Annotated in this window: 17 protein-coding genes and 1 pseudogene; 9 read left to right on the top strand and 9 right to left on the bottom strand. The window is 30.7% G+C overall.

Annotated elements, in window-relative coordinates; all coding sequences use genetic code 11:
• Window positions 1-6: 6 nt before the first annotated feature.
• Window positions 7-564, bottom strand: coding sequence for a 2Fe-2S iron-sulfur cluster-binding protein (locus K8354_RS18730; protein WP_302850512.1), 558 nt, complete (start codon window positions 562-564; stop codon window positions 7-9).
• Between the two features lie 289 nt (window positions 565-853).
• Between K8354_RS18730 and K8354_RS15490 the strand changes: the two are divergent.
• Window positions 854-1195, top strand: a pseudogene (locus K8354_RS15490) (MutS-related protein); the annotation flags it as partial.
• Between the two features lie 67 nt (window positions 1196-1262).
• On the opposite strand, the gene K8354_RS15495 reads toward K8354_RS15490, so the two are convergent.
• Window positions 1263-1769, bottom strand: coding sequence for a hypothetical protein (locus K8354_RS15495; protein WP_223442571.1), 507 nt, complete (start codon window positions 1767-1769; stop codon window positions 1263-1265).
• Between the two features lie 156 nt (window positions 1770-1925).
• Between K8354_RS15495 and K8354_RS15500 the strand changes: the two genes are divergently transcribed.
• Window positions 1926-2207 carry a Sec-independent protein translocase subunit TatA/TatB gene (locus K8354_RS15500; protein WP_223442581.1) on the top strand — a complete coding sequence of 94 codons (282 nt, stop codon included), beginning with the start codon at window positions 1926-1928 and terminating at the stop codon, window positions 2205-2207.
• A gap of 87 nt (window positions 2208-2294) precedes the next feature.
• Here the strand turns inward: K8354_RS15500 and K8354_RS15505 are convergent, their stop codons facing one another.
• The 3 genes from K8354_RS15505 to K8354_RS15515 form a co-directional block, all read right to left on the bottom strand.
• Window positions 2295-2936 carry an O-methyltransferase gene (locus K8354_RS15505; protein ID WP_223442583.1) on the bottom strand — a complete coding sequence of 214 codons (642 nt, stop codon included), beginning with the start codon at window positions 2934-2936 and terminating at the stop codon, window positions 2295-2297.
• A 385-nt stretch (window positions 2937-3321) separates the two neighbouring features.
• Entirely contained in the window at window positions 3322-3888 is a 567-nt protein-coding gene (locus K8354_RS15510; protein ID WP_223442585.1) for a sigma-70 family RNA polymerase sigma factor, read from the bottom strand.
• A gap of 29 nt (window positions 3889-3917) precedes the next feature.
• Window positions 3918-4421 (bottom strand): nuclear transport factor 2 family protein, encoded by a 504-nt coding sequence (locus tag K8354_RS15515; RefSeq protein WP_223442587.1) that lies wholly within the window; start codon window positions 4419-4421, stop codon window positions 3918-3920.
• Between the two features lie 134 nt (window positions 4422-4555).
• Between K8354_RS15515 and panB the strand changes: the two genes are divergently transcribed.
• The 7 genes from panB to K8354_RS15550 are packed head-to-tail and all read left to right on the top strand — an operon-like array spanning window position 4556 to window position 8367.
• The gene (panB, locus tag K8354_RS15520; protein WP_223442590.1) at window positions 4556-5374 is read left to right on the top strand and encodes a 3-methyl-2-oxobutanoate hydroxymethyltransferase; all 819 of its coding nucleotides are present in this window, start codon (window positions 4556-4558) and stop codon (window positions 5372-5374) included.
• 27 nt (window positions 5375-5401) lie between these two features.
• On the top strand, window positions 5402-5620 hold the full coding sequence (locus tag K8354_RS15525; RefSeq protein WP_223442593.1) for a hypothetical protein: 219 nt from the start codon (window positions 5402-5404) through the stop codon (window positions 5618-5620).
• 2 nt (window positions 5621-5622) lie between these two features.
• Entirely contained in the window at window positions 5623-6078 is a 456-nt protein-coding gene (locus K8354_RS15530) for a VOC family protein (protein WP_223442596.1), read from the top strand.
• Between the two features lie 45 nt (window positions 6079-6123).
• Complete coding sequence (locus K8354_RS15535) at window positions 6124-7062, top strand: 2-hydroxyacid dehydrogenase (protein ID WP_223442600.1); 939 nt, start codon at window positions 6124-6126, stop codon at window positions 7060-7062.
• Window positions 7063-7097: 35 nt separating this feature from the next.
• Complete coding sequence (locus K8354_RS15540) at window positions 7098-7556, top strand: DUF1801 domain-containing protein (protein ID WP_223442603.1); 459 nt, start codon at window positions 7098-7100, stop codon at window positions 7554-7556.
• A 3-nt stretch (window positions 7557-7559) separates the two neighbouring features.
• The gene (locus K8354_RS15545) at window positions 7560-7946 is read left to right on the top strand and encodes a VOC family protein (RefSeq protein WP_223442606.1); all 387 of its coding nucleotides are present in this window, start codon (window positions 7560-7562) and stop codon (window positions 7944-7946) included.
• A 22-nt stretch (window positions 7947-7968) separates the two neighbouring features.
• Window positions 7969-8367, top strand: a complete 399-nt coding sequence (locus K8354_RS15550; RefSeq protein ID WP_223442608.1) for a DoxX family membrane protein — start codon at window positions 7969-7971, stop codon at window positions 8365-8367.
• Between the two features lie 264 nt (window positions 8368-8631).
• Here the strand turns inward: K8354_RS15550 and K8354_RS15555 are convergent, their stop codons facing one another.
• The 4 genes from K8354_RS15555 to K8354_RS15570 form a co-directional block, all read right to left on the bottom strand.
• Window positions 8632-9486: a class I SAM-dependent methyltransferase gene (locus tag K8354_RS15555; RefSeq protein WP_223442610.1), complete on the bottom strand. Its 855-nt coding sequence runs from the start codon at window positions 9484-9486 to the stop codon at window positions 8632-8634.
• A gap of 171 nt (window positions 9487-9657) precedes the next feature.
• Entirely contained in the window at window positions 9658-11535 is a 1878-nt protein-coding gene (mnmG, locus tag K8354_RS15560) for a tRNA uridine-5-carboxymethylaminomethyl(34) synthesis enzyme MnmG (RefSeq protein WP_223442612.1), read from the bottom strand.
• Window positions 11536-11580: 45 nt separating this feature from the next.
• Window positions 11581-11994 carry an rRNA maturation RNase YbeY gene (gene ybeY, locus K8354_RS15565; RefSeq protein ID WP_223442623.1) on the bottom strand — a complete coding sequence of 138 codons (414 nt, stop codon included), beginning with the start codon at window positions 11992-11994 and terminating at the stop codon, window positions 11581-11583.
• Window positions 11995-11996: 2 nt separating this feature from the next.
• A complete protein-coding gene (locus tag K8354_RS15570; RefSeq protein ID WP_223442626.1) occupies window positions 11997-15356 on the bottom strand; it encodes a DUF4175 family protein in 3360 nt (1119 codons plus the stop codon).
• Between the last annotated feature and the right edge of the window lie 5 nt (window positions 15357-15361).

Below are 15361 nucleotides of genomic sequence, written 5' to 3' on the forward strand. Positions count from 1 at the left end.
CTACTATTAAATATGCTCTTCTGCACCGATTAAAACAGTGCAATCTGCCTCTGGATACGCTACACAAGTTAAAATAATATCATCAGCTAATTGCCAATCGTCCAAAAAAGTTTGTTCAGATTGGTCAACCTTACCTTGAAGTAAATAAGCCGCGCAAGTTGAAGAAGCACCAGCTCTATCTGAATAAGGCCAATCAAAACCCGCCTCCTCTGCTGCATCTAACATATATTCATCATCCTCACAGTCAAATGTTTGTAACCCTCCATTCCCATCTGCCCAATCCCATCTAATTTTATAAACTGCCTTTTTACTTAAATTTTTAGATTTATTATTTTTAATAGATATTTCTTCTTTTCTCTTAACAGAATAATCATAATATTTCTGAACTGTACCGTATTTATTTATAATATTAGTTTTTGAGAATTCTGTGAACTGTGATTTCATTTTAAACAAAACCTCTACTTCCTCAAATGTAAGTTTTTCTTCAGAAATCGGCTCATTTTCACAACTCGTTATAAAAATACTAAAGGCAGCAATTATTGCAATTTTTTTTAAATTTTTCATTTTGATATAATTTTAATTTTATCCTACTTTTTCTATTTTCAGAATTTAAACTCGACTGACCACATTTAACTTCTTTTTTCAGCTGTCACATATTTTGATTTAAGATAGTAAGTCTTTTTTTACTCTTTAAAAGTCACCTATTGTAATTAGGAAATAGTTTTTAAATTATTAGCTAATGACTTTATTACTTGTAAGCAAATATATATGCTTTTTGAAAATAGAAAGTATGCATTTTCATTACTCTTAGTAAGAGAAATAAATATATTAAAAAAATAGTTTTCATTACATAAAACTGAAAGACAATATTATTTTCTTGCGTAAATTGGTTTCTGGAGGCTCAAATCATAGTTTTGGTATTCATGTTGCTAAATTAGCTGGAATGCCAAATATGGTGATCCATAGAGCGAATAAAATATTGGCACAATTAGAAAAAAACAACAAAAACGAAGACGTTAAAAATGCGTTAAAACAAACACAACATGAAGAAATGCAGCTCAGCTTTTTTCAGTTAGATGATCCGCTTTTAGAAAATATTCGTGAAGAAATCTTAACCATAAATATTGATACCTTAACGCCTATTGAAGCCTTAATGAAATTGAATGAGATTAAGCGAATGTTGGTTAAAAAATAGTTAGATGTTTTTAAACCCAAGAGTAAACGATTATTAATCTTATCTAGTAATTTTTGAAACTACATTTTTAAATCGTTCTTTTTAACGCTAATAATTTATTAGTAGCACTAATATAACTGTTGTAAATAGATTCAAATTGCATCAATTCATTTAAACTATAAGGTGCTTTTGTAGCAGTACCAATAATTTTATCTCCATTTTTTAAACGAATCGACTTAAAAACATTTTCAGACGTATGGTTAACAATAGTTCCTTTAAACGTATTAACTTGAACGATTTCATTCGCTAACAATCGTTTTTCTCCAGAAAGTTTGTCAAAAAAATACACCTCAGCGTTTATCTCATTTACACCTCTCATCCTTTTTACAAGATTTGCTTCTACATAAAACATAAATTCTGAAGAGGGTCTGCACTCAAACTGCTGTTTAGAGAGCATTTCAACGATGTTTATTTCTTCTAAATTTAAACGGGATTCCGGGTTTGTTTTGTTTTTTGTGCTAAAGGATTTTGCACTAAAGGAAAAGATTCCAATCAGCAACACAGCGATTGCCATGACTTTTTTTAGAGATTTCATGTTGGGGAATTTTATATTTATGAGGTAAAGTTACTCGTTTTGTAATCCTTATACAAGTTACAAGAAAAATTTTAATCATTTAAAATAGTGTATAAATTCAATTTTACAAGTAGTTTTGAATTAATTTACTATAATTACTATTATCTTTGTCATCTCATGAACGTATATTTTTTATTTATTGGAGGTCCTGAAATTTTTGTCATCATGTTAATTGTGGTGATGGTTTTTGGTGCAGATAAAATTCCTGACATTGCAAGAGGTTTGGGCAAAGGAATTCGTCAAGTAAAAGATGCAACCAATGACATTAAGAGAGAAATTAATGACAGTTCTAAAGAACATGGTTTAGATAATAGCATCGGAAAAGACATCAAAAAAGAAATCGATAGTGTAAAAGAAAATATCGATGATTTAACGGGTCCTATTAAAAGACAGTTATAAGTTTCTGCTATTTTTTATTTTCTTAGAACTTCATTGAAATTACTGAGTTTTGCAAGAAACTAAATGAAACATAGTACATAAAAAAAATTACTTTACTCTACTAATTGTCAAACCGTCTCTTATGGGCAGTAATACAGTTTCTATTCGGTCATCTGTATTTAAAAGTTTGTTATAAGCCAAAAGTACTTTTGTATCCAAATCTTTAGGATTTAATTCTTCTACAACTTTGCCGCTCCACAAAACATTATCCGATAGAATAATACCTCCAGGATTCATTTTATCAATAATCAGATGAAAATAATTTACGTAATTAGATTTATCAGCATCGATAAAAACCAAATCGAATTTCTCTTTTATTGTAGGAATAATCTCTAAAGCATTTCCTACTTTTTGTTCAATTTGATGTCTAAAACCAGATTTCTCAAAGTATTTATTTTGCAAAGTTTCTAATTCTTCATTTTTATCGATGGTAATAATTTTTCCTTTGGATGCCAATCCTTCTGCAAAACACAACGCAGAATATCCTGTGTAAGTTCCTATTTCTAAAATAGTTTTTGGTGCAGTTAATTTTGCAATCATCGATAAAATTCTACCTTGAAAAGCACCACTTAACATTCTTGGGTTTAAAACCTTTTGCCAAGTTTCTCTACTTAATTCTTGTAAAATTTTTGGTTCTTGTTGCGAGTGCTCCACAACATATTGATCAATATTTTCTGGTAAAAAATGCATACTTTTTATTTTGAAAAGAGAAATCCAAAAATACAAAAACGGAATCTATATCGCTATAAATTCCGTTTCAATATCACAAAAAATCAAAAATTGTAAGGTAGCAAGCTACAAAAACTTTAGCCCTTTATTTTATTGAATTCTATTGCTAATTTTTCTTTATCCGTTTTTGATAAACAATTTTTATGTTGTTTGCAATGGGTTGCTTTCGTTCGGAATAACAGTGTCATTCTGTTATTTTGATTAGAATATAGTTTACAAATTTTACATTGTAAAAAATGCCAATTTAACTTCAACTTTTCTGCCAAGGTTGCCTCGTTATATTGGCTTTTGTCGCAAATTAGTGTAGCCTCATCACAAGAGATCATCCATTTTTTTAACATATTTCTTACGTATTAAACCAATTATCCTCCATACATTTTCTTAATTGCATTCTGGCTCTATGAATTATAACCCATAAATTGGACGCCGTTATGTTTAACTCCTTACAAATTTCTTCAGTTTCAAATTCTTGAATGGTTTTCATTTTAAAAACCATGGCATATTTCTCTGGTAAATAATCAAGACAAACATCTAACTGACTCTTTAATTCTTCGTTTTCTATGAGTTTTTCAGAGGCATTATCCCAACTTTGTGGCACCCGTTCTTCAATCCAACTACCTTCATTTTTGCCATCATTATAAAAATTCATTCTAACTTCTGCTTGCCCTTTTTTAGAATTTATTTTTCTATAATGATCAATCACTTTTCTTTTTAAGATAGCAATTAACCACGTTCTTTCAGACGCTTTTCCTTGAAAATTTTTAGCAGATTTTAACCCAGCAAAAAAAGTTTCTTGCACCAAATCTTTGGCTATATCTTCATTATTTACCCGAATAACAGCATAATTAAACAAATAATCTGCATATTTATCGATCCAAATATCTGGATTTAAAACGTTTTTTTCTTGAGACATTTAAGATTTTAAAAGAACCAAATATAATGTTATTTTTTCTCTTTTACTTGTTGGCAATTTTCTGTTCTTCTCATATCCACTAAAAAAATAATTTCCCATTTCCCATTGTTATTAAAAAGTTGAAAAGAATTAGCTCCACAATGGCTAAAATTACCGTTAAAATAAAACTCGTAGGGTGTCCAAACGGAGGCTAGATTTCCATCAATTTTAATATCAAAAGAAAGCAATTTTTCTAAATAAATATCTGTTGGCTTTTTATTTGCTATCGATGTAAGAAGCGCTTCTTTTGATTCTGTTTGTAAAACATTCTTTCCTTGCTTATTTGTTGAGGTTGTTTGAATTTTAATATTTTTATGCAATGTGCTCTTCATTAAGGTACTATCGCCTTTGTGCAAACCCTTAAAAAAAATTTCGATGACACTTTTAATCTCTTTTTCTTGCAGGTTTTCTTGATGGTTTTCTTGCAGATTTTCTTGAGCTAACATATTCATAGAAACTATGAAAATGAAAAATATAAGCGCGTTTTTTAACATAATTAATTATTTTTAGGATTTAAAATTAGTTTATTTGTAATCAATAACGATTAACATCACCAAAAATACCAAAATATTTACTAGTATAATATCTAATGATATTCCTTACTTTTACCTCACTAAAAAACGAATATATGTCCGCAGCAAAAAAACAGTACAAAAGAATTACTGTAAAATCATTGGTAGAAATGAAAGCAAATGGAGAAAAAATTTCTATGTTAACTGCTTATGATTATACCATGGCAAAAATATTAGACAGCGCTGGTTTAGATGTGCTTTTGGTTGGAGATTCTGCTTCTAACGTAATGGCAGGTCACGAAACTACTTTACCCATTACTTTAGATCAAATGATTTACCATGCAAGCGCTGTTGTTAGAGCTATTGAGCGTTGTTTGGTAGTGGTAGATTTGCCTTTTGGTAGCTATCAATCTGATCCTAAAGAAGCATTGCGATCTGCGATTAGAATTATGAAAGAATCTGGCGGACATTCCATAAAATTAGAAGGCGGTAGAGAGGTTAAAGAATCGATAAAACGTATTTTAAATGCCGGAATTCCTGTGATGGGACACTTGGGTTTAACGCCACAATCTATCTATAAATTCGGAACATATACAGTGAGAGCCAAAGAAGAAGAAGAAGCAGAAAAACTAATGGAAGACGCCTTAATGCTAGAAAGAATTGGTTGTTTTGCTCTTGTTTTAGAAAAAGTACCTGCAAAATTAGCCAAAAAAGTGGCAGAAGCGTTAACCATTCCTGTGATTGGAATTGGAGCAGGAAATGGTGTGGACGGTCAAGTTTTAGTAACACACGATATGATAGGAATGACCCACGAATTTAACCCGCGTTTTTTGCGCAGATATTTAGATTTGTTCGCGGATATGACCAATGCTTTTGAAAACTATATAACGGATGTAAAAAGTGGTGATTTTCCGAGTGATAAAGAACAATATTAACTAAAGAAACGTAAAAAAGCTTTGTCTATGAAAAAGCTCTTAAAAGTAATTTCTGACTATTCCATTATTCTCTTTGGAGCCCTTATTATTTCTGAAAAATTTATTGATTTAGGGTATTTTAACAGTCCTAATTTCACGAACTTATTAGTTGTAATCTATTTAATATCAAGTTTATATCACTCAAAATTAGTGATGAAAGAAAAAGACATGAAAATACAAAAACTTGAAAATCAACTTAAAAATTAACCATGATTAAAGGTCTTTTCGAAACCCATATTGCTGTTGAAAATTTAGAAAAATCTATTGATTTTTACACCAACGTATTGGGTTTAGAAAAGTGCAAAACAATGGATACCCGAAGACTCGCTTTTTTTTGGATCGGAGAACCAAAAGAGTACATGTTAGGTTTATGGGAAAAACCAAAAAAAGAAATTCAAATGCAACATTTTGCCTTTAAGTGTGATGCTGAGTGGATTTTAAAGGAATCCATAAACCATCTAAAAGAAAGAAACTTACCCTTTAGAAACTTCTTAAACGATGGTTCAGAAAGACCCATGGTTTTTGCTTGGATGCCTGCAATTTCTATTTATTTTGATGATCCTGATGGTCATTCACTAGAATTTATTGGCATTCTTAAAGGAACTCCTCGACCAGAAAAAGGAATTATTTCTTATGATAAATATTTGGAATTAGAAAGACAGTAACTTTTAAATTGTAATGGGTTTGAACCTTTAGTCAAAAAAATAATCATGAAAATCCTTCACCTAGACACAAATCATCCTTTATTAATAAATCAACTCAATGATTTAGGCTTTACAAATGATGAAGATTATACTTCATCAAAAGAAAAAATTGACGCTAAAATTCATTTGTATGATGGTTTTATTCTTAGAAGTCGTTTTTCAATTGATAAAAATTTCATCGACAAAGCAACCAACTTAAAATTTATTGGTCGTGTTGGTGCAGGTTTAGAAAATATAGATTGTGACTATGCAGCTTCTAAAAACATTGAACTTATTGCTGCCCCAGAAGGAAATAGAAATGCGGTTGGCGAACATACTTTAGGCATGCTTTTATCGCTTTTTAATAAATTAAATAAAGCAGACAAAGAGGTTAGAACAGGACGCTGGTTGCGCGAAGAAAATAGAGGAATTGAACTTGATGGAAAAACAGTTGGTTTGATTGGCTATGGAAATATGGGGAAATCTTTCGCCAAAAAATTACAAGGTTTTGATGTTACCATTTTGTGTTATGATATAAAACCCGAAGTTTCAGATAGAAATTGCCAACAGGTTTCACTAGCAGAATTGCAAGAAAAAGCGGATGTTTTAAGTTTGCATACACCTCAAACTGAACTTACAAAAAACATGGTAAACTCAAGTTTTATGAATGGTTTTAAAAAGAATTTTTGGTTAATTAACACCGCCCGTGGTTCTGCCGTTGTTACGAATGATTTGGTTGATGCTTTAAAATCGGGTAAAATTTTAGGTGCAGGTTTAGATGTTTTAGAATACGAAAAATCATCTTTTGAAAATCTTTTTTCTGATGATAAAATGCCGATAGCTTTTCAATATTTAATCCAAGCAGAAAATATTTTGTTAAGTCCGCATGTTGCTGGTTGGACAGTGGAGAGTCATCAAAAACTGGCGCAAACCATCGTCGATAAAATTAAATTAAAATTTTGTTAACTTTAGGCATTTAATCATCGACCAAAACAAAATAGATGTTATACGAAGCAAAAACTCCAGAAGACTATATATCACAACTGCCCGAAGAGCGCAAAAAAGTATTGGAAAAGTTAAGAAACATCATTCAAAAAAACATGCCAAAAGGTTTTGAAGAAGGCATAAATTATAACATGATTGGCTATTATGTGCCGCACACAATTTATCCGAACGGGTATCATTGTAACCCAAAATTACCGCTCCCATTTTTAAATATCGCCTCACAAAAAAACTCCATAAATTTATATCACATGGGTATATATGCAAAACCTGAGTTACAAAAATGGTTTGTAAATGAATATCCAAAACATTGTAAATATAAATTAGATATGGGTAAAAGCTGTATCCGTTTTAAAAAGATAGCGGATATCCCATTTGATTTAATTGGGGAATTGGTGCGTAAAATAAACGTTCAAGAATGGATTACGATATATGAATTGAATACAAAAAAGAAATAATTTATGAAAAATAGAGTAACAGGTATTGGAGGATTGTTTTTTAAAAGTGAGGATCCAAAAGGAACTAAAGAATGGTACAAAAAACATTTAGGATTCAATACAGATGATTATGGTGCTACTTTTTGGTGGAAAGATCAACAAGGAAAAAGTTGTTCAACGCAATGGAGTGCTTTTAAAAAAACAACCGATTACTTTGAGCCCTCTAAAAAAGACTTTATGTTTAATTATAGAGTTGAAAATTTAGTGGAATTATTGGCCGAATTAAAAAAAGAAGGTGTTACCATTGTAGGAGAAATGCAAGAATTCGAATATGGAAAATTCGGTTGGATTTTAGACAACGAAGGAAATAAAATTGAACTTTGGGAACCCATAGATGCTGCTTTTCAATAAAAATTAAAAACCAATATAATTTATGAAACTATTATCAAATTATCCAACAGAAGTCTTAGTGCTACTTTTTTTAACGGTAACTTTTTTACAATCCGGAATTGACAAACTTTTGGATTGGAAAGGGAATGTTTCTTTTATCGAAGATCATTTTAAAAACTCACCCTTAAAAAATAGCGTCCCCTTATTATTAGCCGTTATTTTAGTTTTAGAAATTGTTGCTGGCTTTTTAATGTTGTTTGGCGTTTATCAATTATATACTTCTGGTGCCAAAGAAATTGCTTTATTAGGAATAGAGCTTTCTGCCGTTACTTTAATTTTCTTGTTAATAGGACAACGTCTTGCAAAAGATTATGCAGGAGCGATGTCTTTAGCCGTCTATTTTATCATTACGGTTTGGGGTGTTTATTTATTAAATAACTAAAACTTATTAAAAATAAAATTATAATCTATTTTACTTATAACAAAAGGGCTTAAAACACGTGTTTTAAGCCCTTTTCTATTTTTACTAAAGTGTTTCTATACAAAACGAACTAACGGTAAATTAACTGCTTTTAAAATCGGTTTTTACACCGAAATATATGTATAATGCCATGTAAATAAATTGAATTCTTTTTTGTTTCAGTGAAATAAAAAAGTAAGCCAAAAAGAAACGATGTATTACAGCCTTGCATGTATAAAAATTATTTTACTGTTTTTTAAGTACATAAATTAAAGATGAATACTCCTTTGTCTTTTTTGCCCTCAAATTAGAAACAAAACCTCTATAAAATGATTGTATTGGGTTCATTTTTCCCGTTTTATATTTGTTACTTAAAAGAGCAACATAATATGCATCAAATTTCATTGGGATTGTTTTTGTGACCACCATGTTTACCCCAGAAAATAATTTAGAGATTGCTGTTTGAGAAAAATGCCACAAATGTCTTGGCACGTCAAAAGCAGCCCAATGTTCTTTATAATATTTTGAGTCGTCACTTTTAAAATTAGGAACCGCAATTAACAAACGACCATTTTCGGAAAGCAAATTATGCAATGCTAAAATGTATTCCTGTAAATTTTCTACGTGTTCTAAAACATGCCAAAGTGTAATTACGTCAAATTTTTGATTTTGAATTTCAGCTAAATCTTTATTTAAAGTAATTCCTTTTTTTAACGCAATATTTCGTGCCTCTAAACTGGGCTCTGTTCCAAAAACATTCCAAGAATTATTTTTACAAACACTTAAAAAATCCCCTGTTCCTGCTCCAACATCTAAAATATTTTTTGAGGCTGTTTTAAAAGAATTAATCAGTTTTAATTTTCTTTTTAAAGTGATATTTTTTACCGCTTGATACACTTTATCTAAAAGTGACTTATTAGAATCTGTATGAGAAATATAATTTTCACTTTTATAATACGCAGCTAAATTTTTAGGAACCGGAACCGTGACTAACATATCAAAGACAACGTTCTTTTTTACCTGATACATTTCACTAGAAACTGTATAATCTTTACAATCTAAAAAAGGCTGTAAATCTTTATAGAAGTCTATTTTTTTCATTTTTAGCAACACTTAAATTTGAAATTTCTTATTTATTAACTTGCAGTTCAAAATAAAATTGAGATATAATAATTGGTGAAGTATATAGTTAATTTTAAAATGTTCCACGAGGAACATTTCAAAATTTCACAAGAATTTCTTCCCTTTGGGAAGATTAAGATGGGCTTCTTTTTATCTACCCATGTGCACCAACAACACAGAAATATCACTCGGAGAAACTCCGCTAATTCTGCTCGCTTGAGAAATTGAAGTTGGTTGAATTCTTCCCAACTTTTCTCTAGCTTCTAAAGACAACGATTGTATTCTTTGATAATTAAACGAAGATGGAATTTTTACATTCTCTAATCTATTTAATTTATCCGCATTGTTCTTTTCTTTATTGATATAACCCGAATACTTTAAATGGATTTCCGCTTGTTCTATGATTTCATTATCAATATTATTTTCTTCTAAAAAACTACTTAATTTCTTAAGATTTTTAAAGTCAGAAAAACTTAATTGTGGTCTTGCTGCAATTTTAAAAAGCTTCATAGATTGATTAATTAAAGCTAAATTTTTACGCTCTAAAATCGGATTAATTTCTTTTTGATGAACACTCGTTTCGTTTAAAAATTTAATTAATACATCTGTTTTACGTTGTTTTTCAAGAACCCTTTCCATCCGCTCTTTTGATGCCAAACCAAGTTTATATCCTAATGGAGTTAATCTTAAATCGGCATTATCTTGCCTTAATAATGTTCTATATTCTGCCCTAGACGTAAACATTCTATAAGGTTCTTCTGTTCCTTTTGTAATTAAATCATCTATTAAAACCGCAATATAAGCTTCGTTTCTTTTTAAGATAAAAGGTTGTTTGCCTTGCGTTTTTAAAGCTGCATTTACACCCGCCATTAAACCTTGTGCCGCAGCCTCTTCGTAACCCGTTGTTCCATTTATTTGACCTGCAAAAAACAAGTTCTCGATTAATTTCGTTTCTAAAGAATGCTTTAATTGTGTTGGTTGAAAAAAATCATATTCAATTGCATAACCATATCTTAAAAACTTGACGTTTTCAAAACCTTCTACCGCCCGTATTGCTTTATCCTGAATATCTTCTGGCAATGAAGTAGAAAATCCGTTTACATACATTTCAACCGTTGTCCAACCTTCTGGCTCCACAAAAATTTGATGCCTATCTTTCGTTGCAAATCGATCTACTTTATCCTCAACGCTTGGACAATATCTTGGTCCTGTAGATTGAATTCTACCATTAAACATTGGCGATCTATCAAAACCTTCTCGCAACAAATTATGTACTTTCGGACTTGTATAGGTTAACCAGCAAGATCGTTGTTTTTTCAGAGGACTAGTAGACGGTAAATAAGAAAATTTTTCTGTGATTTCATCTCCAGGTTGCTCTATCATTTTAGAATAATCCAAAGACCTACCATCCACTCTTGGGGGTGTTCCTGTTTTCATTCTACCCGCTTCAAAACCTTTTGCAACCAATTCTTCTGTAATTCCTGTTGATGCTCCTTCACCTGCTCTACCGCCACCAAAACTCTTATCACCAATATGAATCAATCCATTTAAAAAAGTACCAGCAGTTATAATAACAGTTTTCGCTTTTATCTCTAAACCCAAAGCTGTTTTTACTCCAATAATTTTGTTTTCATCGAACAATAAACCATTTACAGAATCTTGATAAAAATCTACATTTTCAGTTTGTTCTAGCATGGTTCTCCAGCACTCTGCAAATTGCATTCTATCAGATTGCGCTCTCGGACTCCACATGGCAGGTCCTTTAGATTTGTTTAACATTTTAAACTGTATCGCCGTCTTGTCTGTAACAATTCCGCTATAACCACCTAAAGCATCAATCTCTCTAATTATTTGTCCTTTTGCAATTCCTCCCATTGCCGGATTACAACTCATTTGCGCAATATTCTGCAAATTCATTGTTATCAATAAAGTATGTGCACCCATATTTGCAGCAGCCGCAGCGGCTTCACTTCCTGCATGGCCTCCACCTACTACAATTACATCGTATGTTATTGAAAATAAACTCATTATATTAGCGTTCCACGTGAAACTTTTATTTTATTAATTTGATAATCAAAACTTTAAATACAATAAAGCTTTGTTTTCTTCCTTTCTCATCACCATTTTTTCATCAGCAGATTTATCCTTTAAACCCATATAATGCAGAATTCCGTGAATCATTACCCTGTGGAGTTCTTCTTCAAAAGTTACGCTATATTCTTTAGCATTTTCTTTAACTCTTTCTACGGAAATAAAGATATCTCCATTTATTAACTTCCCTAAAGAATTATCAAAACTAATGATATCGGTTAACGTATCATGTTGTAAAAACTCAACATTTAACTTTAAAAGATATTCGTCATCACAAAAAATATAATTGACTTCACCAAGTTCAAAACCTTTATCTAACACTACTTTCTCAATCCAATTTTCCAATTGAGTTTCATTTTTTATAGCAAATTCAGTTTCATAATTAAACGTTATCATCCTTACCCTTTCTTAGGATCAGAAAAGTATTCTCTGACCTTCTTTTTATAATTTTGCTGCAAAGGTAAGGTTTGTCTATTTAATATTTCTATTTGATTGTAAAACTGCTTTTTAAATTCTAATGCTTTTGCTTTATTTCTTTGATTCTCTATTTTATTTACGTTCGCCTTACGTTTTTTGTCTTTACCTTGCTCTAAAGAAGCCTTTTCTAGCTTCAATAATTCATAATTTAGATTTTGCATTTTTTGAAGTGTACTTGCATTAAATCCTTTTTCTAAGATTTCATTTTCTAATTCCTCCATGCTTTTCAATGCTTTTTTAGCATTCCCATTCCCTTTAGCATTTCCATTATCGCTTTCTTTAATGGCATTTTGTAATTCTTGTCTTAATAAAGATTGTTGCTTAAAAATCTCATACAATTCGCCATCCAAATCATCATTAGAGCCTTCGCCGTCTCCACCAGATTTTCCATTTTCTCCATCTTTTTCTATTTGACCATCCTTTCCCTTCCCGCCATTATCTCCAGGTTTTTCGCCTTTTTTGTCACCTTCTTTTTCCCCGCCTTTCTTTAACCCTTCCTTCATTATTTGCGATACACCCTCTTGCTTTTTAATTAAATCGGGTAAGCTAAAACCTTCGCTTTTTCCTTTTTTTACTTTGCCCATTTTCATGGACATATTATTCTTCATGCTATTTAACATGTTGCTTAAATAATCGGCTAAATTATTCGTGGACGTCATTACATATCGTTGATTGGAAATACCGTTACTAAATCTATTTTCAGAGAAATTTTCTAAAGATTGATCCAAATTATAATGAACAGCAGACAAATCATCTTGAATTTTAGTTGAAATTTTTGGTACCCGCATTGACAATACATACAAACTATCATCAATATGTTCAAAATAAGTTTTTATCTGATTTTGCTTTTTTAAATCGCTACCAAAATCTGGATGAGACGTTGAAATGCTACTAAACTTCTCCATTAAAACTTCTTGCTGAAAAGAAAAAATAACCAAGTTTTCTAAAATCTTACGCAAATCTTCCATATTTTCTTCTACGGAATCTGCCTGCATATCCATCATTGCCTGTTGCATTTTAGAACTCATCTCTTTCATCTTTTTAGATGATTCCTTTTGACTTTTTTTTGCTGCTTGTTTATTTTGCTTTTCTAAACTTTCTTCTGCCTTTTTAAGTTCCTCATCAATATCATCCTCTTCTTGATCAACCTCTGGCAATTCCATTGGTTCTTTTAACTTTTCATTGTCTAGATTCAACTCTTCCAGTTCTTTCTTAATCGACTCAAATTTTTTCTTGACCTCTTTTTGTTCTTCCAAAGAACTGTCATCTTTCTTTTCTAATTCTTCTTGTTTTTTAGACAATTCTTCAACCTTGTTCGCAATTTGCATCGCTTTTTGTTCCACATAAAAACGTTTTACCATTTCTAATGTTTTCTCTAAACTACGTTGTTGTTGTTTATTTTGTTGTGCTAATTCTTTCGCTTTTTGAACTAAATCTTCTTTATTTAATTTATCAGCCATTTTTTGGATTTCATCCAACAGCTTTTGTTGCTTATCTAACTTTTTAAGTTCTTTAATACGTTCTTTTAAATCTTCTTTTTTTTCTTGCAACGTTTTATCTTTCTCCTCTTTTTCGTCTAAATTTTCTTGTAATTTATCCGTTTGTTTTTGCATCATTTTTTTATATTGTTCTTGACGCTTGATAAAATTTTCTACCTTCTTTTTATCATTAAAATTGATGCTTTTTTTATGCTGCAACTCTTGCTGTATATTTTCTAATTGTTCTTGTTGCTTTTTCTGTTTCTGAACAGAGTTCTCTAAATCATTAATCGTATTTCTTTGTTCTTGCAACAACTCCTCCTCTACTTCAGTATCTGTTTTTTGGCGATATTTAAAAACTTTACTTATTGCTTTTTTATTCCCATTGATGGCGTCATTATCTGAAACTTGAAAATACAATTCATAATTAATTCCTTTTTCTAGATTTAAACCATCAGGAAATTGATAGAAAAAAGTTTGAATATTTTGTCTTGTAATTTGTAGATTGAATTGTTGCATTCTTTCAGCATTTTCTTCATCATAATAAATCAACTCTAATTTTCGCAAACCATAATCGTCAGAAATCTGCCCAGCAAATTGTACTGTTCCACGTGAAATGCTATCCATATTTGAAGTCACAGAAATTATAGGAAACTCATCTTTTACAACGTCCACAGAAAACTGTAAATTCTCGTAGTCTTGTAACTTTCTGTTTGATGCCGATATTTGATAATTAAATGCATTTCTTATTTGCTGTTGATATTCAAAATTGTCATCAGCAATAACCTTAAACTTTTTTATTTTATCATTGTTGATAAAAGTCAAATTATCAGTTTGATTCGTTTTTACGTTCCAAGTTATCGTAGTGCCTTCAGGAACTGTTAAATTGCCAGAATTTTGAATCGTTTCACTGTTTCTCCCTAAATAATTAGGATAATTTAACTCCAAAGAAACCTTATTGATTGTTGGTGTACCAATTACATTAATTTGATATTCTTCAGACTGAATTCCATTGGCTTCTACATAAAAATTAATAGGTTCTTGCACGTCAGGAAACGTATAAGAAAAAGATGCGCTACCATTATTTTGAAGATAATACTGTTGGTTATTAAAAATGATTCTTGCCTCATTAGGAATTACTTCTCCAACAGTTTTTACAACAATTGTAACTGGTTTTCCTTGAATGACTTCTAAACTTTGATTCATCAAAGAAAACGAAAATGGCGCTGGTGGATAATAAGCAGTTCTGTGATGTACTACCCGTTGTAAGCTTTCAGTTAACAAATCCTTACTAACTGTAAATAAGCTAATTACATAAACGAAAATAGGAATAATTGCATATTTTAAATACTTTTTATTCTCTTTAAAATCAACCGCTTTTACAAACGGAATGGGTTGTAATTCTGCTGATTTCTGGTTGATACTCGCCAAAATTAAATCTGATTCTTGTGCGTTTTCTTTAAGCTGTAAAACGTTTAACAATTTGTCTCGAACTTCAGGAAAATGTGCTCCAATAATTTTTGAAGATTCTTCCAAAGAAATTCCTTTTCGAAATCCTATCAACTTAAAAATTGGGATGGCAATAAATCGAATTAACAGGAAAACTTCCCCAACTATAAATAACCAAAATAAAATTGTTCTAGCTGTTGGTTTTAACCACAAAAAATACTCCAAAAAAAGTGTAAAAAAGAAATACAAAAAACCTAATGAAAAGAATAAAATGGTTCCTTTTATCAACTCATTGGTATAGTACTTTTGTGTAAACTGATGTAATTTTTTCTGTATGTTTTCGAATTCGCTCATAATCA

The organism is Polaribacter litorisediminis (assembly GCF_019968605.1).
GTDB classification, from domain to species: domain Bacteria; phylum Bacteroidota; class Bacteroidia; order Flavobacteriales; family Flavobacteriaceae; genus Polaribacter; species Polaribacter litorisediminis.

Coding starts and splice junctions, on each gene's coding strand:
- K8354_RS18730 (WP_302850512.1), bottom strand. CDS start 564: ATGAAAAATTTAAAAAAAATTGCAATAATTGCTGCCTTTAGTATTTTT.
- K8354_RS15495 (WP_223442571.1), bottom strand. CDS start 1,769: ATGAAATCTCTAAAAAAAGTCATGGCAATCGCTGTGTTGCTGATTGGA.
- K8354_RS15500 (WP_223442581.1), top strand. CDS start 1,926: ATGAACGTATATTTTTTATTTATTGGAGGTCCTGAAATTTTTGTCATC.
- K8354_RS15505 (WP_223442583.1), bottom strand. CDS start 2,936: ATGCATTTTTTACCAGAAAATATTGATCAATATGTTGTGGAGCACTCG.
- K8354_RS15510 (WP_223442585.1), bottom strand. CDS start 3,888: ATGTCTCAAGAAAAAAACGTTTTAAATCCAGATATTTGGATCGATAAA.
- K8354_RS15515 (WP_223442587.1), bottom strand. CDS start 4,421: ATGTTAAAAAACGCGCTTATATTTTTCATTTTCATAGTTTCTATGAAT.
- panB (WP_223442590.1), top strand. CDS start 4,556: ATGTCCGCAGCAAAAAAACAGTACAAAAGAATTACTGTAAAATCATTG.
- K8354_RS15525 (WP_223442593.1), top strand. CDS start 5,402: ATGAAAAAGCTCTTAAAAGTAATTTCTGACTATTCCATTATTCTCTTT.
- K8354_RS15530 (WP_223442596.1), top strand. CDS start 5,623: ATGATTAAAGGTCTTTTCGAAACCCATATTGCTGTTGAAAATTTAGAA.
- K8354_RS15535 (WP_223442600.1), top strand. CDS start 6,124: ATGAAAATCCTTCACCTAGACACAAATCATCCTTTATTAATAAATCAA.
- K8354_RS15540 (WP_223442603.1), top strand. CDS start 7,098: ATGTTATACGAAGCAAAAACTCCAGAAGACTATATATCACAACTGCCC.
- K8354_RS15545 (WP_223442606.1), top strand. CDS start 7,560: ATGAAAAATAGAGTAACAGGTATTGGAGGATTGTTTTTTAAAAGTGAG.
- K8354_RS15550 (WP_223442608.1), top strand. CDS start 7,969: ATGAAACTATTATCAAATTATCCAACAGAAGTCTTAGTGCTACTTTTT.
- K8354_RS15555 (WP_223442610.1), bottom strand. CDS start 9,486: ATGAAAAAAATAGACTTCTATAAAGATTTACAGCCTTTTTTAGATTGT.
- mnmG (WP_223442612.1), bottom strand. CDS start 11,535: ATGAGTTTATTTTCAATAACATACGATGTAATTGTAGTAGGTGGAGGC.
- ybeY (WP_223442623.1), bottom strand. CDS start 11,994: ATGATAACGTTTAATTATGAAACTGAATTTGCTATAAAAAATGAAACT.
- K8354_RS15570 (WP_223442626.1), bottom strand. CDS start 15,356: ATGAGCGAATTCGAAAACATACAGAAAAAATTACATCAGTTTACACAA.